15 protein-coding genes are annotated in these 20,165 nt (G+C 58.6%); 5 read left to right on the plus strand and 10 right to left on the minus strand.

Annotated features, from left to right (window positions below; genetic code table 11):
• Positions 1-63: 63 nt before the first annotated feature.
• Entirely contained in the window at positions 64-1,089 is a 1,026-nt protein-coding gene (locus tag JOE34_RS21570; RefSeq protein ID WP_003394589.1) for an NAD(P)H-dependent glycerol-3-phosphate dehydrogenase, read from the minus strand.
• Between the two features lie 286 nt (positions 1,090-1,375).
• Here JOE34_RS21570 and JOE34_RS21575 point away from each other — a divergent pair, with 286 nt between their 5' ends.
• From JOE34_RS21575 to fabB, 3 genes are all read left to right on the plus strand, one after another.
• Complete coding sequence (locus JOE34_RS21575) at positions 1,376-3,313, plus strand: ATP-binding protein (RefSeq protein ID WP_161420862.1); 1,938 nt, start codon at positions 1,376-1,378, stop codon at positions 3,311-3,313.
• 221 nt (positions 3,314-3,534) lie between these two features.
• Complete coding sequence (fabA, locus tag JOE34_RS21580) at positions 3,535-4,050, plus strand: 3-hydroxyacyl-[acyl-carrier-protein] dehydratase FabA (RefSeq protein WP_003316569.1); 516 nt, start codon at positions 3,535-3,537, stop codon at positions 4,048-4,050.
• 10 nt (positions 4,051-4,060) lie between these two features.
• Entirely contained in the window at positions 4,061-5,284 is a 1,224-nt protein-coding gene (gene fabB / locus JOE34_RS21585; protein ID WP_003394585.1) for a beta-ketoacyl-ACP synthase I, read from the plus strand.
• A 252-nt stretch (positions 5,285-5,536) separates the two neighbouring features.
• On the opposite strand, the gene JOE34_RS21590 is transcribed toward fabB, so the two are convergent.
• Together JOE34_RS21590 and htpG are read right to left on the minus strand one after the other, a co-directional pair.
• Positions 5,537-6,265, minus strand: a complete 729-nt coding sequence (locus JOE34_RS21590) for a dienelactone hydrolase family protein (protein WP_003316567.1) — start codon at positions 6,263-6,265, stop codon at positions 5,537-5,539.
• Positions 6,266-6,355: 90 nt separating this feature from the next.
• Entirely contained in the window at positions 6,356-8,263 is a 1,908-nt protein-coding gene (gene htpG / locus JOE34_RS21595) for a molecular chaperone HtpG (RefSeq protein ID WP_003423593.1), read from the minus strand.
• 313 nt (positions 8,264-8,576) lie between these two features.
• On the opposite strand from htpG, the gene JOE34_RS21600 reads away from it, so the two are divergent.
• Entirely contained in the window at positions 8,577-8,837 is a 261-nt protein-coding gene (locus JOE34_RS21600) for a lipoprotein (RefSeq protein ID WP_003316565.1), read from the plus strand.
• A gap of 93 nt (positions 8,838-8,930) precedes the next feature.
• On the opposite strand, the gene brnQ is transcribed toward JOE34_RS21600, so the two are convergent.
• Positions 8,931-10,244: a branched-chain amino acid transport system II carrier protein gene (brnQ, locus tag JOE34_RS21605; protein ID WP_096116333.1), complete on the minus strand. Its 1,314-nt coding sequence runs from the start codon at positions 10,242-10,244 to the stop codon at positions 8,931-8,933.
• A 301-nt stretch (positions 10,245-10,545) separates the two neighbouring features.
• Here brnQ and JOE34_RS21610 point away from each other — a divergent pair, with 301 nt between their 5' ends.
• Positions 10,546-11,121 carry a GNAT family N-acetyltransferase gene (locus JOE34_RS21610; RefSeq protein ID WP_010426386.1) on the plus strand — a complete coding sequence of 192 codons (576 nt, stop codon included), beginning with the start codon at positions 10,546-10,548 and terminating at the stop codon, positions 11,119-11,121.
• A gap of 100 nt (positions 11,122-11,221) precedes the next feature.
• Here the strand turns inward: JOE34_RS21610 and sucD are convergent, their stop codons facing one another.
• The 6 genes from sucD to JOE34_RS21640 all read right to left on the minus strand — a co-directional run bounded on the left by sucD (position 11,222) and on the right by JOE34_RS21640 (position 20,159).
• Positions 11,222-12,103 carry a succinate--CoA ligase subunit alpha gene (gene sucD, locus JOE34_RS21615; protein WP_003316562.1) on the minus strand — a complete coding sequence of 294 codons (882 nt, stop codon included), beginning with the start codon at positions 12,101-12,103 and terminating at the stop codon, positions 11,222-11,224.
• A complete protein-coding gene (sucC, locus tag JOE34_RS21620) occupies positions 12,103-13,269 on the minus strand; it encodes an ADP-forming succinate--CoA ligase subunit beta (protein ID WP_003316561.1) in 1,167 nt (388 codons plus the stop codon). Before sucC ends, sucD begins: the two co-directional genes overlap by 1 nt.
• 208 nt (positions 13,270-13,477) lie before the next feature.
• Complete coding sequence (gene lpdA / locus JOE34_RS21625) at positions 13,478-14,914, minus strand: dihydrolipoyl dehydrogenase (RefSeq protein ID WP_003394569.1); 1,437 nt, start codon at positions 14,912-14,914, stop codon at positions 13,478-13,480.
• Positions 14,915-15,086: 172 nt separating this feature from the next.
• On the minus strand, positions 15,087-16,322 hold the full coding sequence (gene odhB, locus JOE34_RS21630) for a 2-oxoglutarate dehydrogenase complex dihydrolipoyllysine-residue succinyltransferase (protein WP_003409845.1): 1,236 nt from the start codon (positions 16,320-16,322) through the stop codon (positions 15,087-15,089).
• Positions 16,323-16,363: 41 nt separating this feature from the next.
• Entirely contained in the window at positions 16,364-19,195 is a 2,832-nt protein-coding gene (locus JOE34_RS21635) for a 2-oxoglutarate dehydrogenase E1 component (RefSeq protein WP_003394564.1), read from the minus strand.
• Between the two features lie 259 nt (positions 19,196-19,454).
• The gene (locus JOE34_RS21640; RefSeq protein ID WP_003316554.1) at positions 19,455-20,159 is read right to left on the minus strand and encodes a succinate dehydrogenase iron-sulfur subunit; all 705 of its coding nucleotides are present in this window, start codon (positions 20,157-20,159) and stop codon (positions 19,455-19,457) included.
• Between the last annotated feature and the right edge of the window lie 6 nt (positions 20,160-20,165).

Below are 20,165 nucleotides of genomic sequence, written 5' to 3' on the forward strand. Positions count from 1 at the left end.
CAGGATCGATTCGTTGTGCTGGATTTTCGACTCGTTCAAGACCTTCTCCTGATCAGACTGAATTCAATTAAAGCCGGTAATCGAAATGAAATCGACGTCCGTCTTGGGCTCGGCCCGCATCAGCGCCTCGATTACCTGGCTGAGCGTACGACCTTCAAAAAGAATCGCGTGCAGCCCGGCGACCAATGGCATATAGACCTGCACTTCCTGCGCTTTGACCTTGAGCACCTTGAGGGTGTTCACACCCTCGGCCACCTCACCCAGGCGTGTGACCGCTTCTTCCAGCGTCAGCCCCTGGCCCAGGGCAAACCCGACCTGATAGTTGCGGCTTTTCGGCGAGGAACAGGTGACGATGAGATCGCCCACCCCGGCCAGGCCGAGAAAGGTCATCGGGTTGGCACCCTGGCTGACCGCGAAACGGGTCATTTCCGCCAGCGCCCGGGTGATCAGCATGCTCTTGGTGTTTTCGCCCATGTCCAGCGCCACCGCCATGCCGGCAATGATTGCGTAAACGTTCTTCAGTGCCCCGCCCAGCTCGACGCCAAACCGGTCATTGCTGGCATAGACGCGAAAGGTGCGCCCGTGCAATGCCGCCTGAACCTCCTGACACAACGCCTCGTCTTCGCTGGCAACCACCGTTGCGGTCAACGCATGCTCGGCGATTTCCCGCGCCAGATTGGGCCCGGACAACACGCCGATACGCGCTTGCGGGACGATCTCTTCGAGGATCTGACTCATCAGCTTGAAGCTCTGCGCTTCGATACCCTTGGTCAGGCTCACCAGCATCTTGCCATTCAGGCGCTCGACGTGAGGCGACAGCACCGAGCGCAAGGCACTCGATGGCAAGGCGACGAAGATCAGTTCACTGGCGTCGAGCACCGCCGTCAGGTCGGTGACCGGTTCGACTTCAGGACGAACCTTGATGCCTTTGAGGTAACGGGGGTTTTCACGATTGACGCGAATGGCCTCAGCCTGCTCCGGATCGCGCATCCATTGACGAACCTGATGGCCGTTCTCGGCCAGCAGATTGGCAATGGCCGTACCGAAGCTGCCACCGCCAAGCACCGCGACGGGTTGCTGTGTGGTCATAAAACTATCCATCCAGAGCCATTCAAGTGGCGATGTGATCATTATACGGAGCAACACGTTATCAGCTAGCGACAAAGCTGATCCGTTACGCAGTCAGGACAGCATCAATCAAACAAGTTCGCTGGAAACACGCGCCATCTCGGTTAACATGCGCGCACAGCATGAATCATCGTGATGGCCGGCCCTGCCTTGTGCAGCCTGACCGATTCGCGACCACCGGGCAAACAGGCATGGACGCATCAATCGAACAACCTCAGCAGTGCCTTGCGCGCGAGGCGCACAGCCGATGAAGTTTCGGCACTGGGACATCAATACCCGCACGCAGATCATCAGCCTTGGCCCTGCCCTGTTGCTGACGGCTTTGCTGATCAGCTTTTTTACTTTCGTGCGTATTCAGGATCTGCGTCAGGAGCTCAATCACACCGGGCAGCTGATCGCCAATCAGCTGGCGACCGCGGTCGAGCCGGGCGTGACCACGGGTGATATCGAGGGGCTCAAGGCGCTGATGCGCGCCACCCTGTCCATGCCCAGCGTTCGCTATGTGGAAATTCAGGACAGCTCCAATACCGCCGTGATCTACATAGACCAGCCGCGCGACAACGAGCAGCAGGCCCGGCAGATGGAAGTGTTCCTGGCCCCCGTTCAGCCGCAGCGCACCACCATTCACGACAATCCCGGCACGCCTGCCGCAGGAAAAAGCCAACCCGCGCAGGGCGCTTCACAGCGTTATCTGGGGCGGGTGCTGGTGGGCATGTCCAGCGAAGCATTCAGCCGACGTCAGCAGGAGATACTGCTCAAGGCTGGCGTCCTGGCGATGGTCGCTTTGCTGTTCGCCTTTCTGCTGGCGCGTAGCCTGGCTTTGAGCCTGTCCAGGCCCATCAGTGATATGGGCGAAGCGCTCAAGGCGATTCAACAGGGCGATTACCACACGCCCATGCCGGTCAGCGACGACGCCGAACTGGGCGCGCTGGCGCGGCACATCAACAACCTGGCAGAGAACCTGCACCGCGCCAGCCTCGAGCAGCAGCGCTCGGTGGCACAGCTGATCCAGACCCGGGAAGAAGCCGAACAGGCCAACCGCGCCAAATCTGATTTTCTGGCCATGATGAGTCACGAGCTGCGTACGCCCATGAACGGTGTACTGGGCATGCTGCAGCTGCTGGAAACCACGCACATGACCCATGAGCAGAGCGAGTATGCGACGCTGGCGACCGAATCCACCGAGCATCTGCTGCGGGTCATCAACGATATCCTGGACTTTTCCCGCATCGAGCGCGATGCCCTGCAGATGGAAGGCATACCGTTCAACCTGGCGGAACTGGTCAGCGCCTCGACCCACGCCTTCAACCACAGCGCCGCGCAACGCACGCTGCTGCTGGAGCTGCACATTCAGCCAGGCCTTGAGACCTTGAACGTCATAGGCGACCCGACCCGCATTCGCCAGATTCTGGTGAACCTGATCGGCAACGCGCTTAAATTCACCGAGCAAGGCAAGGTCTGCGTCGACGCCAGGTGGGCAATGCTCGACGATGAGCTGCTGCACTTTACCTGTGCGGTACAGGACAGCGGCATCGGTATCGACGCCGAGCGACTGGAATCGATGTTCGATGCGTTCAAGCAGGCCGACAGCTCTATTTCCAGACGTTACGGCGGCACGGGGCTGGGGCTGCCGATTGCGCGGACTCTGGCCGAACGCATGGGCGGTACCTTGCACGCCGAGAGCGAGGAAGGGTCCGGCTCATTATTCACGCTGCAGATCCCCCTGCCCGTCTCGCGCGACGCTTCGGTGGCTATTGCCAAGCCGCTGTCGACACTCGACTCACACGGCCGGGAGCGCAGCATCTTGCTGGTCGAAGACAACCCGGTGAACCGCACCGTGGTGCAGGCCATGTTGCGTAATCTGGGGTGCGAGGTCGACATCGCTGTCGACGGTGCCGAAGCAGTGGCGAAGGCAAGCGCAGGCAATCACGCGTTGATTCTGATGGATTGCCGACTGCCGGTCATGGACGGCTATGAGGCCACCCGTCGAATCAGGCAACTTTCCGGGCTGGAGCGAATCCCAATCATTGCCCTGACCGCCAACGCGTTACAGGGTGATCGGGACGCCTGTTTGCAGGCAGGAATGGATGATTACCTGCCCAAACCGTTCAAACATGCTGATTTACAGCAGGTTTTGCAGCGCTGGCTGTCCTTTGAAGCACCTGTGACTGGCGATAAATGTTAAATTGCGGCAGTCTTGGCATCCAGATCGGCCAGCAAAATCGGCTGAATGACAAAATTCAGTGTACAGGTGTACCTTGATTTCACCTGCGCTGTGACTTTCATTACAACGCAACAGTCTATGAGTAGGCTGCCGGACAGGGTCCTGGCGAAATTAGCGCGCCAGGACTGGCGTTCGGGCCAGTGGCGCCACAACCTGCCGCACAAGATTATTGAGGAGCTCGCATGACCAAACAACACGCCTTTACCCGGGAAGACCTGCTGCGCTGCAGTCGTGGCGAGCTGTTCGGCCCAGGTAATGCGCAACTGCCCGCCCCCAACATGCTGATGGTTGATCGCATCACGCACATCAGCGATGAGGGCGGCAAGTTCGGCAAGGGTGAGTTGGTCGCCGAACTGGATATCAATCCGGACCTGTGGTTCTTTGCCTGCCACTTCGAAGGTGATCCGGTCATGCCTGGATGCCTGGGCCTCGACGCCATGTGGCAGCTGGTCGGCTTCTATCTTGGCTGGCAGGGCAATCCCGGCCGTGGCCGTGCCCTGGGTTCAGGCGAAGTGAAGTTTTTCGGTCAGGTTCTGCCTACCGCCAAGAAAGTCACTTACAACATCCACATCAAGCGCGTCCTTAAGGGCAAGCTGAACCTGGCCATCGCCGACGGTTCAGTGAGTGTCGACGGTCGCGAAATCTATACCGCCGAAGGCCTCCGGGTCGGCGTGTTCACTTCCACTGAAAATTTCTAAGGGTACTCGCATGCGCCGCGTCGTTATCACTGGTCTGGGTATTGTTTCCTGCTTGGGCAATGACAAAGAGACCGTCACCGCTAACCTGCGTGCTAACCGCCCTGGCATCCGCTTCAACCCGGAATATGCCGAAATGGGTCTGCGCAGCCAGGTTTCCGGCTCCATCGACCTGAATCTGGAAGAGCTGATCGATCGCAAGATCTTCCGCTTCGTCGGCCACGCGGCAGCCTATGCCTACCTGGCGATGAAAGACGCTATCACCGATTCGGGCCTGACCGAAGAGCAGGTTTCCAACGTGCGTACCGGCCTGATCGCCGGCAGCGGCGGCGCCTCGACCCTGAACCAGATGGAAGCGCTGGATACCTTGCGTGAGAAAGGCGTCAAGCGCGTTGGCCCCTACCGCGTCACGCGGACGATGGGCAGCACCGTTTCGGCCTGCCTGGCCACACCATTCAAGATCAAGGGTGTGAACTACTCCATCTCGTCCGCCTGCGCCACCAGCGCACACTGCATCGGCAACGCTGTCGAGCAGATCCAGCTGGGCAAACAGGACATCGTCTTTGCCGGTGGCGGCGAAGAAGAGCACTGGAGCCAGTCGTTCCTGTTCGACGCGATGGGCGCACTGTCCACCCAGTACAACGAAACGCCGGATAAAGCCTCGCGTGCCTACGACGCCAAGCGTGACGGTTTCGTCATTGCTGGTGGTGGCGGCATGGTGGTGGTCGAAGAACTCGAACACGCCTTGGCGCGTGGCGCGAAGATCTACGCAGAAATCGTCGGTTACGGCGCGACCTCCGATGGCTACGACATGGTCGCACCCAGCGGTGAAGGTGCCATTCGTTGCATGAAGATGGCCTTGGGCGACATCGACTCCGGCGCCATTGACTACATCAACACCCACGGCACCTCGACCCCGGTCGGCGACGCCAAGGAAATGGAAGGTGTGCGCGAAGTATTCGGCGCCAACGCTCCGGCGATCAGCTCCACCAAGAGCCTGTCGGGCCACTCGCTGGGCGCCGCAGGTGTCCACGAAGCGATCTACTGCCTGCTGATGATGGAGAACAACTTCATCGCAGGTTCGGCCAACATCGAAGAGCTGGACCCGGTGGTTGCCGACATGCCTATCCTGCTCAAAACCAAGGAAGACGCCAAGCTCGATCTGGTCATGAGCAACAGCTTCGGTTTCGGTGGCACCAACGCCACGCTGGTCTTGAAGCGCTGGGCGGGCAAGTAATACTGCTTTTGCCACAAACAAAGAAGGCGCCTTTCGAGGCGCCTTTTTTGTGAGTCGGAAAAACGTGGCTAGCGTTCTTCGGTATATCTGGGGGGACGATGGATCTTCAGAACACCGATCGTTCACACCACTCCAGCGTGGGAATGCAGTTCACGACGCTCTGCGTCGCAAGAGGACGCAGAGCGTCCGGACCGGCATGCCCACGGAACGGTAGTGTCATCCGGCACGCCTTAGGGGAAGATCGTTGTTCCTTCAGCCGAACACTTCTTTCAGCAAATCATGCATCGACTTGAACGCGCGGCTCGATACTTTGGCGTCGTACATCATCATGCCCGGCACGTTGGCGTGCGGATCGGTGAAGGAGTGGAATGCACCGCCGTAGCTGTACAGTTGCCAGTCCACGCCAGCGGCGTTCATCTCGTCTTCGAAAGCCGGCAGTTGCTCTTTCGGCACCAATGGGTCAGAAGCACCGTGCAGGACCAGCACCGAGCCCTTGATGTTTTTGGCGTCAGCCGGGTTGGGTGTGTCCAGCGTGCCGTGGAAGGAGATCGCGGCTTTCAGTTCGGCACCGGTACGCGCAAGCTCCAGAGAGCAGCAGCCGCCGAAGCAGAAACCGAAGGTTGCGATTTTGCTTGAGTCCAGAGACGCACCGCCCTGACCCAACAACTGGTCAAGTCCTGCCTGCATACGCTTGCGCAACAGGCCGCGATCGTTCTTGAGCGGCGTCATGGCAGCGCCCGCCTCGTCATTGTTACCTGGACGAATCTGCTGACCATACAGGTCAGCCAGCAACACTACATAGCCCTCGGCTGCGACCGCTTTGGCAATGTCTTCGGCACCCTTGCTGACACCCATCCAGTTAGGCGCCATCAGCAGACCCGGCTGTGCAGCAGTAGCTTTTGTGTCGTACACCAGACGGCTTTCATAAGGCTGACCATCAATCTGATAGACCACAGAACGAATTTCGATATTGCTGCTCATTACTGACTCCTGATCGTTGGAGAGATGAAGGACGTGTCGCGGGAACTGAAACAAAAAACCCGCCGAGGCGGGTTTCTTGTCAACCGGCTATCAAACCGACAGTTCTACCAGCAACTTGTTCAGACGGCGCACGTAAGCGGCCGGATCCTTGAGGCTGTCACCAGCGGCCAGCGCGGCCTGATCGAACAGGATGTGCGACAGATCGCCGAAGCGGTCTTCACTCTGTTCGGCATCGAGCTTGCTGATCAATGGGTGCGCAGGGTTGAATTCGAAGATAGGCTTGGAATCCGGCACCTTCTGCCCGCTGGCTTCCAGAATCTGACGCATTTGCAGACCCATATCCTGCTCGCCAATGGCCAGAATCGCAGGCGAATCGGTCAGACGATGGGATACCCGCACTTCGCTCACCGACTCACCCAGCGCGGCTTTCAGGCGCTCGATCAGGCCTTCCTTGTCCTTGGCGATCTCTTCCTGAGCCTTCTTGTCCTCTTCGGAGTCAAGCTTGCCCAGATCCAGGTCACCACGCGCCACATCCACAAAGCCCTTGCCGTCAAAGTCGCTCAGGTAGCTCATCAGCCACTCGTCGATACGATCGGTGAGCAACAGCACTTCGATGCCTTTCTTGCGGAAGACCTCAAGGTGCGGGCTGTTCTTGACCTGTGCGTAGGATTCGCCAGTGAGGTAGTAAATCTTGTCCTGACCTTCCTTGGCACGCGCCAGGTACTCGGCCAGAGAAACGCTTTGTTCGCCGCTGTCGTCGGACGTCGATGCGAAACGCAGCAGACCGGCGATTTTTTCTTTGTTGGCGAAGTCTTCTGCCGGACCTTCCTTGAGGACCTGACCGAAGTTCTTCCAGAAACCCTTGTACTTCTCGGGCTCATTTTTCGCCAGCTTCTCCAGCATGTCCAGCACACGCTTGGTCAGCGCCGACTTCATCGAGTCTATGATCGGATCTTTCTGCAGGATTTCACGGGAAACGTTCAGCGACAGATCGTTGGAGTCGACCACGCCCTTGACGAAGCGCATGTACAGCGGCAGGAACGACTCGGCCTGATCCATCACGAACACGCGCTGCACGTAGAGCTTGAGACCACGCGGTGCTTCACGCTGATACAGATCGAACGGCGCACGCGCAGGCACGTACAGCAGTGAGGTGTATTCCAGCTTACCTTCGACCTTGTTGTGGCTCCAGCTCAGCGGGTTCTCGTAGTCGTGTGCAACGTGCTTGTAGAATTCCTGATACTCCTCGTCCTTCACCTCGGTGCGCGGACGGGTCCAGAGTGCGCTGGCGCGGTTGACGGTTTCCCACTCCAGCGCCGGAGCCTCCTCGCCTTCGGCTGCCGGAGGCTGCTCTTTGGGCAGCTCGATCGGCAAGGCAATATGGTCGGAGTATTTCTTGATGATGTTGCGCAGGCGGTAGCCGTCAGCGAACTCTTCTTCACCGTTTTTCAGGTGCAGAACAATACGGGTGCCACGATCAGCCTTGTCGACGGTAGCAACTTCGAACTCGCCTTCGCCCTTGGAAGACCAGTGCACGCCTTCGCTCGCCGGCGTGCCGGCACGACGGCTGAACACTTCGACCTGATCGGCAACGATGAACGCCGAGTAGAAGCCGACGCCGAACTGACCGATCAGGTGCGAATCCTTCTTCTGGTCGCCGGACAGGTTTTTCATGAAATCAGCGGTGCCGGACTTGGCGATCGTGCCCAGGTGGGTGATCACGTCTTCACGGCTCATACCGATGCCGTTGTCTTCAAGCGTAACGGTCTTCGCGTCCTTGTCGAAGCTCACACGAATTTTCAGCTCCGCGCCGCCTTCCAGCAACTCGGGCGTGGACAACGCTTCAAAACGCAATTTGTCGACCGCGTCAGACGCGTTCGAGATCAATTCGCGAAGGAAAATTTCCTTGTTGGAATACAGCGAATGGATCATGAGGTGCAGCAGTTGCTTTACCTCGGTCTGGAAGCCCAGGGTTTCCTTTTGAGTTTCCACACTCATAATCATCAAACTCCGATCTGGATGGTATAAGCCGTCACGGTCAGGCAGCAGCCTGTGTGACAGCGGGTAGTCATCAAGGTGGGGGCTGGGTCGGGGATTTCAAGAGCCAATGATGCCTGGAGCGTGTTTCGTGCGTCGGGCACGGGGCGAACCCGCCTGCTCGGCGCTCGCCGGAACGGCTGATGATCGGCGCGCTTTCATCAGCCTGTAACGACCGTGAAACGGCCCCCTCCATTATTGTCGTCACGGGTGGAACTTAACCCTCGGGGGCAGGCTCTTAGGCTCGTGAATACTTAATAAGGAGAAACACCCCATGCGTAAATCTTTAGCCTATGCCTTGATGCTTTCTGCCACCCTGGGCCTTGCCGCCTGTGACAAAAAGTCCGAAAACACTCAGCAAGATGCCAACAAGGCAGCTCAGCAGTCCCAGGAGTCGATGGAAAAGGCTCAGGAAAAAGTGAATGACGCGGCCAAGGAAAGCCAGGAAGCCGCTCAGAAGAACGCTGAAGCCGCTCAGCAGCGCACCAATGAAAACGCCGACAAGGCGCCAGAAGCAGCACCAGCCACCAAGTAAGGCTGACACGCTCGCAGAACTAAAAAGGCCCGCTTACAGCGGGCCTTTTCATGCAGCACGATTTTTCCTGCGCAATCGTCTAAAGCACGGCCTTCAAGCCAGCGCCTCGCTGCGCTTGCCCATCACCCTGTCGACCACCACTGCAACCGCAAGTGTGACAACAGCAGGCACCAGCCACGCAAGCCCCTGATCACCCAGCGGCAGATGGCTCAAAACATCCGGCAGAGCATCGGCGAAACCAGCGCCCTTCAGCGCATCGATCAGGCCGAATACCAGAGAAACCAGCATCACGGGTGCCACCACACGTCCCTGGCTCTGCCAGAGCCCCTTGCAGAAGCTCAGCGCGACCAGAACAATGCACGGCGGATAAATCGCCGTGAGCACCGGAATCGAAAACTGGATCAGTTTGGTCAACCCGAGATTGGACACCAGCAACGAGAACACGGCGAGGATTATCACTAGCGTTCTGTAGGACAGCGGCAGCACCTTGGCAAAGTATTCGGCGCAGGCACAGGTCAGGCCTACTGCAGTGACCAGACACGCCAGGGAAATCAGTACGGCAAGAAAACCGCTGCCCAGCGAACCGAAGGTGTGCTGTACGTAGGCATGCAGAACCGCTGCGCCATTGCTGGCACCTGCGGCCACGGCGTGGCTGCCGGAACCTAGGCGAAACAGACTGACATACACCAGCGCCAACCCGACCCCGGCGATCAGCCCGGCAATGATCGCGTAGCGCGTGATCAGACGGGGCGATTCGACACCGCGAGAGCGGATCGCGTTGACGATGACGATACCGAAGACAAGCGCCCCCAGCGTGTCCATGGTCAGGTAGCCATTGATGAAGCCCTGGGAAAATGGCGCTACGGCGTACGCCGGCTCTGCCTCCCCTATTCCGCCTGCCGGCAAGGCGAATGCCGCGATGCCCAGTACCGCCAGCGCGATGATCTTCAGAGGTGCCAGAAAGCGCCCGACGGTATCGAGCAGGCGCCCCGGGTACAGCGACACCCAGAACACCACCAGAAAGTACACCAAGCTGTAGAGGAACAACGCCATCGGCGTGTCGCCGGTCAGAGGCGCCAGTCCGACTTCGAACGAGACCGTGGCGGTACGTGGCGTGGCGAACAATGGACCGACCGCCAGATAGCAGACGGCAGCGAGCGCCCCGCCGGCGATCTTGCCAATCGGACTGCTCAGGGCATCCATCGCGCCCCCGACCCTGGCCAGAGCAATCACGGTAATGACCGGCAAGCCAACTGCGGTGACCAGAAAGCCCAGCGCCGCCATCCAGACATGCGGCCCGGCCTGCAGACCCACTATGGGGGGGAAGATGATGTTGCCAGCCCCGACGAACAGGGCAAATGTCATAAAACCGAGTGCCAGGATGTCCTGGCCTTTCAACACTTTCATTACGAGGGACCACACGGAATCGAAATAAGGGATGGGACGTCACCCATGAATGGGGCAGACGCAGCCCGTCGGCGTAAGACGTGGCAGTACCTTGCGAAACGCCCCTCGTGAGGGCAACGCAAAAACGGCGGACAGGGTAGCCAACTTCGCTCGAAAATGCACTGTCTCAGGGCGAGCAACCCGACGACGCACCTTGAACTGGCAGTTGCAAAAGCCGCTGTAAAACCAGAAATGCCTGACAGACCAGGCGTTTCCTAGCGGATATATTGGCCCTCCTCTCTATACCCGGCAGCTTATTTCCATGCCTGACATCACCCATCTGAGCGCGATACTCACGCCGACCCTGTATACGCCGCGCCTGGTCCTGCGGCCCTTGCAGCTTGAAGACGCCGCGGCGATGCAACACCTGTTCAACCAGTGGGAAGTGGTGCGTTATCTGACCCACCATGTGCCCTGGCCCTACCCTGACGGAGAAACGCTGCGTTATCTTCGCGAGGACGCCCTGCCAGCCATGCAGGACGGTGAAGAGTGGCACTGGTCGATTCGTCTTTGCGGCGAGCAGGATCATCTGATCGGTGCCGCGTGCATGATGGATGAGCCAGACAACAATCGCGGGTTCTGGCTCTCTCCACCCTATCAGGGGCTGGGCCTGATGTCGGAGGTGTGCGTGGCCATCGACCGTTTCTGGTTTGAAACCTTGAAACGTCCTGTTTTGCGTGTAGCCAAATCGGCCTTGAATGAAGCGTCGTGCCGCCTGTCGCGGCGTGAAGGCATGCGTCTTGTGACTGTGCAGGAAGCGCAGTTTGTTTGCGGGACCACCCAGGAGCAGATATGGGAATTGACCCGCCAGGAATGGCAGATGAACAACAATCGATAGGAGAACACAGGACCAGAACGCCCCCGCGGCCTTTTTCAGACGCCCAAACAAAAGCCACCCGAAGGTGGCTTCTGTCGATTACCCGAAAAGCAAGCGAGGCTTACTTGGTCGGCCAACCGGTCAGCTCGGCCAGGGCCTTGCCGATATCTGCCAGGGAGCGCACGGTTTTCACGCCAGCGTCCTGCAGTGCAGCGAATTTCTCGTCTGCAGTACCTTTACCACCCGAGATGATTGCACCGGCATGGCCCATGCGCTTGCCCGGAGGAGCAGTCACACCAGCGATGTAGGAAACAACCGGCTTGGTCACGTGTGCCTTGATGTAGGCAGCCGCTTCTTCTTCAGCCGAACCGCCGATCTCACCGATCATGACGATCGCTTCGGTCTTCGGGTCTTCCTGGAACAGCTTCAGGATGTCGATGAAGTTCGAGCCCGGGATCGGGTCACCGCCGATACCAACACAGGTGGACTGACCGAAACCGGCGTCAGTGGTCTGCTTCACAGCTTCGTAAGTCAGGGTGCCGGAACGCGACACGATGCCTACCTTGCCTGGCAAGTGAATGTGACCTGGCATGATGCCGATCTTGCACTCGCCCGGAGTGATGACGCCTGGGCAGTTAGGACCGATCAGGACCACACCCAGCTCGTCGCACTTGACCTTGGCTTCCAGCATGTCGATGGTCGGGATGCCTTCGGTGATGCACACGATCAGCTTGATGCCGCCGAACGCTGCTTCAAGGATGGAATCCTTGCAGAAAGGAGCCGGAACGTAGATGACGCTGGCGGTTGCGCCAGTGGTGTCTACCGCTTCTTTCACAGTGTTGAACACGGGCAGGTTCAGGTGCGTGGTGCCACCCTTGCCTGGTGTCACGCCGCCAACCATCTTGGTGCCGTAGGCAATGGCTTGCTCGGAGTGGAAGGTACCTTGCGAACCAGTGAAACCCTGGCAGATAACCTTGGTGTCTTTATTGATCAGGACGCTCATTACTTGCCCTCCGCGGCTTTGACAACTTGTTGAGCAGCGTCGGTCAGGCTGGTAGCAGCGATGATGTTCAAACCGCTTTCTGCCAGTACTTTAGCGCCCAGCTCAGCGTTGTTGCCTTCAAGGCGAACAACAACCGGGATTTTAACGCCGACTTCTTTCACTGCACCGATGATGCCTTCGGCAATCATGTCGCAACGAACGATGCCGCCGAAGATGTTGACCAGTACTGCAGCGACGTTGGCGTCGGACAGGATGATCTTGAACGCTTCGGTAACGCGCTCCTTGGTGGCACCGCCGCCAACGTCAAGGAAGTTTGCAGGCTTGCCGCCATGCAGGTTGACGATGTCCATGGTACCCATGGCCAGACCGGCACCGTTGACCATGCAGCCGATGTTGCCTTCCAGCGCAACGTAGTTCAGTTCGAACTTGGCGGCGTGAGCTTCGCGAGGATCGTCCTGCGAAGGATCGTGGAAGCCCTTCAGCTTTGGCTGACGGTACATGGCGTTGGCGTCGATGTTGATCTTGGCGTCCAGGCAGTGCAGATCGCCGTCAGCCTTGATCACCAGCGGGTTCACTTCCAGCAGTGCCAGGTCATGGTCCTGGAACAGCTTGGCCAGACCGGTGAAGATCTTGGCGAACTGAGTGACCTGCTTGCCTTCCAGACCCAGCTGGAATGCCAGATCGCGACCCTGGAACGGCTGAGCGCCGACCAGTGGATCGATGGTGGCCTTGAGAATCTTTTCAGGAGTGTCGTGAGCGATCTTCTCGATGTCCACGCCACCTTCGGTGGAAGCCATGAACACGATACGACGGCTGGAACGATCGACCACAGCGCCCAGATACAGCTCTTTGGCGATGTCGGTGCAGGACTCGACCAGGATCTTGGTCACTGGCTGACCGTTGGCGTCAGTCTGGTAAGTCACCAGACGCTTGCCCAACCACTGTTGAGCGAACGCTGCAGCGTCTTCCTTGCTGCGAACCAGCTTTACGCCGCCCGCTTTACCGCGACCACCTGCGTGAACCTGGGCTTTGACGACCCACTCGGTCCCGCCGATCTTGTCGCAGGCTTCTGCTGCTGCTTCCGGGGTGTCTACCGCGTAACCCTTGGATACTGGCAGGCCGTACTCAGCGAACAGCTGCTTACCCTGATACTCGTGAAGATTCATGCTTATTACCGTCTTCGTTTAGGTACTGCGCATTCGGTGCTGCACGTCAGCGTGCCGCACCACCTGTGACCGCTACTCCGGGTGGACTCCGCAAGTGCCGTGGGACACTCATGAAGCCGCCTGAGAGGTCGAGTCCGGCGCAGATTCCGCGGTTAGCCCTGCTTGCAAGGCCAACGACGGGCACTGCGCCGTGGTTTCTCTTGTTGTCTTAGCGTTTTTTGCGATTCTGGATATGGATGGCGCCGCCATTCACAGCCAGTGCAGCTTCATGCAGCGCTTCGGACAGGGTCGGGTGCGAGAAGACCATCATGCCGATGTCCTCTGCGCTACTGCCGAATTCCATCGCGATTGCGCCCTGCTGTACCAGTTCTGCGGCGCTCGGGCCGATAACGTGAACACCCAGTACGCGATCGGTCTTGGCGTCGGCAATGATCTTGACGAAACCGCCGGTGTCGTTGGCTGCCATGGCACGGCCACTGGCTGCGAACGGGAACGTACCGACATTGACTTCAACGCCTTCGGCCTTGAGCGTCTGCTCGGTCTTGCCGACCCAGGCGATTTCCGGGTGGGTGTAGATAACCGACGGGATCAGGTTGTAGTTCATCTGGGCCTTGTGGCCCTTGATGCGCTCGACAACCATAATGCCCTCTTCCGAGGCCTTGTGCGCCAGCATCAGACCGCGAACCACGTCACCGATGGCGTATACGCCCGGTACGCTGGTGGTGCAGTAGTCATCAACGTAGATGAAACCGCGCTCATCCAGATCCACACCGCTGTCCGAAGCCAGCAGGTCAGTGGTCACAGGGCGACGGCCCACGGCAACGATCAGACGATCGAAGGTGATCGACTGTTCGCCGGCAGCGTCGGTGTAGCTGACCACAACCTGTTCGCCTTCGACCTTGGAACCGGTAACGCGAGCGCCCAGTTTGATGTCCAGGCCTTGCTTGTTGAAGGTTTTCAGCGCTTCCTTGGAGACCGCTTCGTCGGCTGCCGGGATGAACTTCTCCAGCGCTTCCAGAACGGTGACCTGAGCACCCAGGCGAGCCCACACGGAACCCAGTTCCAGACCGATCACGCCAGCGCCGATGACGCCCAGACGTTGTGGAACCTGCTGGAATTCAAGAGCACCGGTCGAATCGACGATGACTTTCTGGTCAACAGGAGCTGGCGGAATGTCGATAGGACGCGAGCCCGATGCCAGGATCACATGGTCCGCTTCGATGATTTCGACGGTGCCGTCGGCTGCGGTCAGTTCTACCTTCTTGCCGGCCAGCAGTTTGCCGTGACCCTGCAACGTGGTCACGCCGTTGGCTTTGAACAGGCTGGCGACGCCGCCGGTCAGGCCTTTGACGATCGTCGACTTGCGGCCAATCATCGCTGGGATATCGATGTTCAGTTCAGATGTCGAGATGCCATGTACGCTGAAGCCGTTCTTGGCTTCATAGAATTTCCAGGAGCTGTCGAGCAGTGCCTTGGAAGGAATGCAACCTACGTTCAGGCAGGTACCGCCGAGGGCCAGTTTGCCCTCCTTGTCCTGATACTTCTCGATGCAGGCAGTCTTGAGACCAAGTTGCGCAGCCTTGATGGCGGCAACATAACCGCCAGGGCCTGCGCCAATCACTACCACGTCGAATTTCTGGGACATAAAAAAGAATTCCTCTATAGCTGCGAGCTTTTAGCTGCAAGCTGCAAGTCAGTCCGCGTTTCATCGCGAGGCCGACTTGCGACCTATTGAATTAGGTGAAACACATCAGCCCCGACTGCTCGCCTTTCGCTTCTGACTTGAAGCTTGAGGCTTGCAGCTCGAGGCTACTCCATCAGATATCCAGCAGCAGACGAGCCGGATCTTCCAGCAGGTTCTTGATGGTCACGAGGAAGGTTACCGCTTCCTTGCCGTCGATCAAACGGTGATCGTACGACAACGCCAGATACATCATCGGGCGAATCACAACCTGACCATTGACCGCCATCGGACGCTGCAGAATGTTGTGCATACCCAGAATTGCAGCCTGTGGCGGGTTGACGATCGGCGTCGACATCATCGAACCGAAAGTACCACCATTGGTGATGGTGAACGTACCGCCGGTCATCTCGTCGATGGACAGCTTACCGTCGCGGGCTTTCTTGCCGAAGGTGGCGATGCCGCCTTCGATTTCAGCCAGGCTCATGTGCTCTGCGTTACGCAGAACCGGTACGACCAGACCGCGATCGCTGGAAACCGCTACACCGACGTCGGCATAGCCGTGGTAAACGATATCGGAACCATCGATCGACGCGTTGACGGCCGGGAAGCGTTTCAGCGCCTCGGTGGCTGCTTTGACGAAGAACGACATGAAGCCCAGACGTACGCCGTTGTGCGACTTCTCGAACAGGTCCTTGTACTTCGAACGCAGCGCCATGACTTCGGTCATGTCGACTTCGTTGAACGTGGTCAGCATCGCCATGTTCGACTGAGCTTCGACCAGACGCTTGGCAACGGTTGCACGCACGCGGGTCATCGGTACACGCTTCTCGGTGCGATCGCCAGCGGCGACGACAGGAGCAGCGGCGGCGGCAGGCTTGGCAGCAGGCGCAGCGGCCGGAGCGGATTTCTTCGCTTCAACTGCAGCAACCACGTCTTCCTTGGTGATACGGCCGTCTTTACCGGTGCCCTTGAGGCTGGCCAGGTTGATGCCGTTTTCTTCAGCCAGTTGACGCGCAGCAGGCGCAGCAATCGGGTCTTCTTCGCCAGCAGATGCAGCCGGAGCAGCGGCGGGTGCCGAAGCAGGCGCCGAGGCAGGCGCAGCAGCCGGTGCCGGAGCAGCAGATGCTGTAGCACCGTCATTCAATGTCCCGAGCACTTCGTTGGACAGGACGATGGCACCCTCTTCCTTGGTGATCGCGCCCATCACGCCGTCAGCTTCGGCCAGCACTTCGAGGACAACCTTGTCAGTCTCGATATCGACCAGCATCTCGTCACGCTTTACCGCATCGCCCTCTTTTTTGTACCACTTGGAAATGGTGCCGTCGGCAACGGATTCCGGGAAAGAGGGGGCTTTAATCTCGATAGCCATTATCTGTAATTCCTTAATTCGGTTTCTAATGCTCGAAGGCGTTAAACAGTGAAGGCATCTTGCAGCAGTTTTTCCTGCTGCTCGGCGTGCATCGACGCATAACCACACGCTGGAGCGGCAGAAGCATCACGACCGGCGTACTCGAGAACGAGTTCACGTTTGTGGTTGCCCATGCTGCGACGCAGGTGGTGTTGACTGCTGTACCAGGCACCCTGGTTCATCGGTTCTTCCTGACACCAGACCACATGCTGCAGGTTGGTGTAAGGCGCGATGGTTTCCATCAAATCATCTTCAGGGAACGGATACAGCTGCTCGAGGCGAACGATGGCGATGTCTTCACGCCCTTCGGCACGGCGTTTTTCCAGCAGGTCGTAGTAAACCTTGCCGCTGCACAGCACCAGACGCGTGACCTTGGCCGGATCGAGGGTATCGATTTCCGGAATGACGGTCTGGAACGAGCCTTCGGCCAGATCTTCCAGGGTCGAAACAGCCAGCTTGTGACGCAGCAGCGACTTCGGTGTCAGCACGATCAGCGGCTTGCGCAGCGGACGGATGACCTGACGACGCAACAAGTGATAGATCTGCGCCGGAGTCGTCGGTACGCACACCTGAATGTTGTGCTCGGCGCACAATTGCAGGTAACGCTCCAGACGTGCCGACGAGTGCTCTGGTCCCTGCCCTTCATAGCCATGAGGCAACAGCATGGTCAGACCGCACAGACGGCCCCACTTGTGCTCGCCGCTGGTGATGAACTGGTCGACAACCACCTGGGCACCGTTGGCGAAGTCGCCGAACTGGGCTTCCCAAATAACCAGCGCATCAGGCTGCGTGGTCGAATAGCCGTATTCGAATGCCAGTACAGCCTCTTCCGAAAGGAACGAGTCGTACAGGTCGAAACGTGGCTGACCGGAGTACAGATTCTGCAACGGGATATAGGTCCCGGCGTCTTTCTGGTTGTGCAGCACGGCGTGACGGTGCGAGAACGTACCGCGACCGATGTCCTGCCCCGTCATGCGGATCGGGTGACCTTCGAAGGCCAGTGTGGCGTACGCCATGGTTTCGGCGTAACCCCAGTTGATCGGCAAGCCACCGGCCTGCATCTTCTGGCGGTCTTCGTAGATTTTCTGAACCTGACGCTGCACGACGAAACCTTCCGGCAGCTCCATGAGCTTGGCGGACAGTTCCTGCAGGGTCTTGAGGTCGAAGCTTGTATCGTGACGCGCAGTCCAGGCATGACCCAGATATGGACGCCAGTCGACGAACAATTCCTTGTTCGGCTCCTTGACCAGGCTTTTCACTACGTGCAGACCATTGTCCAGCGCGCTGCGGTAGTCGTCGACCTTGGCCTGAACGCGGGCATCGTCGAGAACGCCGGTCTTGATCAGATGCTCGGCATACAGCTCGCGGGTGGTGCGCTGCTTGGTAATCTGCTGGTACATCAAAGGCTGGGTGCCGCTAGGCTCGTCAGCTTCGTTGTGACCACGGCGACGGTAGCAAACCAGGTCGATCACGATGTCACGCTTGAACTGCATGCGGTAATCGATGGCCAGCTGGGTCACGAACATCACGGCTTCCGGATCATCCCCATTCACATGGAGGATCGGTGCCTGAATCATCTTGGCAACGTCGGTGGCGTACTCGGTAGAACGCGAGTCCAGCGGGTTGCTGATGGTGAAGCCCACCTGGTTGTTGATGACGATGTGGATCGTGCCGCCCGTCTTGAAGCCGCGAGTCTGCGACATCTGGAAGGTTTCCATGACCACGCCCTGGCCGGCAAAGGCCGCGTCGCCGTGGAGGGAAATCGGCAGAACCTTGTCGCCGTTCGGATCGTTGCGACGATCCTGACGCGCACGCACAGAACCCTCGACCACTGGAGACACGATCTCCAGGTGAGACGGGTTGAAGGCCATGGCGAGGTGAACCTCACCGCCTGCGGTCATGACATTGGAAGAGAAGCCCTGGTGGTATTTGACGTCACCGGAGCCCAGTTCCACTTTCTTCTTGCCTTCGAACTCGTCGAACAGGTCGCGCGGGTTCTTGCCGAAGGTGTTCACCAGTACGTTGAGGCGGCCACGGTGGGCCATGCCGATCACGACTTCCTTGGTGCCATAGGACCCGGAACGCTGAATCAGCTCGTCGAGCATCGGAATCAGGCTTTCGCCGCCTTCCAGACCGAAACGCTTGGTGCCCGGGTATTTGGTGCCCAGGTATTTTTCGAGGCCTTCGGCTGCGGTAACACGCTCGAGCAGGTGGCTCTGAATGTCAGCCGAGAACACCGGACGGCCACGGACACTCTCGAGACGCTGCATGAACCAGTTGCGCTGCTCGGAATCCACGATGTGAGTGAACTCGGAGCCGATGGTGCGACAATATGTCTGCTGCAACGCTTCATGAATTTCGCGTAGGCTCGCTTCCTCTTTGCCGATGAACAGGTCGCCGGCACGGAAGGTCGTATCGAGATCGGCATTGGTCAAGCCGTAATGATTGATCGACAGATCCGCAGGCGCAGGGCGCTGCCACAGGCCCAGCGGATCGAGTTGGGCAGCCTGGTGGCCACGCATCCGATATGCCTGGATCAGTCGCAGCACTTCAACCTGCTTCTTCTCGTGTTCGCTGCTCACACTGCCGGCGGACACCGGTTGAGCGCGGCGCTGGTTTTTGGCCAGCAACACGAAATGATCGCGAATGGTCGAGTGCGATACATCAGTGGCAGAGCTGCCGTCTGCTGGCAACTTCTGAAAGTAGGTGCGCCATTCTTCTGGCACAGCGTTAGGGTCGTGCAGGTAAAGCTCATAGAGCTCTTCCACATAGGCAGCGTTACCACCGGATAGGTGGGCACTGTTCCACATGCGCTGCATCACGCTTTCTTGCATGCTTGGTCACCCTCGGTAAGGGGACACCACCGGCGAAGACACCAGAGCAATCCTGAAATAGTCGTGTGCAGCGACTGTATCAAGTCACCAGGGATCACGCAGATAGTCCGGGTACCAGCCCGGATGCCCCTGCTGGTCTCATTTCTTCAAAATAAGAGCCGCAGCCTTGCGAGCTGCTGCTCAGGTTAAAACTACGGCGCCGGTTGAAGCCTGCGCCGTAGCCACTTCAGTGTAACGGTGTAACAGATAAAGCGATGAATCAGACGCCGTTCTGCAACAACATGTTGCGTACGTGACCGATAGCCTTGGTTGGGTTAAGGCCCTTCGGACAGACGTTGACGCAGTTCATGATGCCGCGGCAGCGGAATACGCTGAACGGATCATCAAGCGAAGCCAGACGCTCACTGGTGCGAGTATCACGGCTGTCAGCCAGGAAACGGTAGGCTTGCAGCAGTGCAGCAGGACCCAGGAACTTGTCGGGGTTCCACCAGAAGGACGGGCAGGAAGTCGAGCAGCAAGCGCACAGGATGCACTCGTACAGACCATCGAGCTTTTCGCGCTCTTCCGGCGTTTGCAGACGTTCGATGGCCGGAGCCGGCGTATCGTTCTGCAAGAATGGCTTCACCTTCTCGTACTGCTTGTAGAAGATGCTCATATCGACGACCAGGTCACGGATAACCGGCAAACCAGGCAGAGGACGTACGATCAGCTTGTTCTTGGCAACGACAGCCGACAACGGCGTGATGCAGGCCAGGCCATTCTTGCCGTTGATGTTCATGCCGTCGGAACCGCACACGCCTTCACGGCACGAGCGACGGTACGAAAAGCCTTCATCCTGCTCTTTGACCAGGGCGAGCACGTCCAGCACCATCAGGTCTTTGCCACCGGTATCGACCTGAAACTCCTGCATGAATGGTGCAGCGTCCTGATCAGGGTTGTAACGATAAACACTGACTTGCAACATATCGGT

It is taken from the genome of Pseudomonas sp. PvP028 (genome assembly GCF_017832255.1).
Lineage (GTDB): Bacteria > Pseudomonadota > Gammaproteobacteria > Pseudomonadales > Pseudomonadaceae > Aquipseudomonas > Aquipseudomonas syringae.

Excerpts from the sequence above, each read along its gene's own strand:
- JOE34_RS21570 (WP_003394589.1), bottom strand. The coding sequence starts at position 1,089 with ATGACCACACAGCAACCCGTCGCGGTGCTTGGCGGTGGCAGCTTCGGT.
- JOE34_RS21575 (WP_161420862.1), top strand. The coding sequence starts at position 1,376 with ATGAAGTTTCGGCACTGGGACATCAATACCCGCACGCAGATCATCAGC.
- fabA (WP_003316569.1), top strand. The coding sequence starts at position 3,535 with ATGACCAAACAACACGCCTTTACCCGGGAAGACCTGCTGCGCTGCAGT.
- fabB (WP_003394585.1), top strand. The coding sequence starts at position 4,061 with ATGCGCCGCGTCGTTATCACTGGTCTGGGTATTGTTTCCTGCTTGGGC.
- JOE34_RS21590 (WP_003316567.1), bottom strand. The coding sequence starts at position 6,265 with ATGAGCAGCAATATCGAAATTCGTTCTGTGGTCTATCAGATTGATGGT.
- htpG (WP_003423593.1), bottom strand. The coding sequence starts at position 8,263 with ATGAGTGTGGAAACTCAAAAGGAAACCCTGGGCTTCCAGACCGAGGTA.
- JOE34_RS21600 (WP_003316565.1), top strand. The coding sequence starts at position 8,577 with ATGCGTAAATCTTTAGCCTATGCCTTGATGCTTTCTGCCACCCTGGGC.
- brnQ (WP_096116333.1), bottom strand. The coding sequence starts at position 10,244 with ATGAAAGTGTTGAAAGGCCAGGACATCCTGGCACTCGGTTTTATGACA.
- JOE34_RS21610 (WP_010426386.1), top strand. The coding sequence starts at position 10,546 with ATGCCTGACATCACCCATCTGAGCGCGATACTCACGCCGACCCTGTAT.
- sucD (WP_003316562.1), bottom strand. The coding sequence starts at position 12,103 with ATGAGCGTCCTGATCAATAAAGACACCAAGGTTATCTGCCAGGGTTTC.
- sucC (WP_003316561.1), bottom strand. The coding sequence starts at position 13,269 with ATGAATCTTCACGAGTATCAGGGTAAGCAGCTGTTCGCTGAGTACGGC.
- lpdA (WP_003394569.1), bottom strand. The coding sequence starts at position 14,914 with ATGTCCCAGAAATTCGACGTGGTAGTGATTGGCGCAGGCCCTGGCGGT.
- odhB (WP_003409845.1), bottom strand. The coding sequence starts at position 16,322 with ATGGCTATCGAGATTAAAGCCCCCTCTTTCCCGGAATCCGTTGCCGAC.
- JOE34_RS21635 (WP_003394564.1), bottom strand. The coding sequence starts at position 19,195 with ATGCAAGAAAGCGTGATGCAGCGCATGTGGAACAGTGCCCACCTATCC.
- JOE34_RS21640 (WP_003316554.1), bottom strand. The coding sequence starts at position 20,159 with ATGTTGCAAGTCAGTGTTTATCGTTACAACCCTGATCAGGACGCTGCA.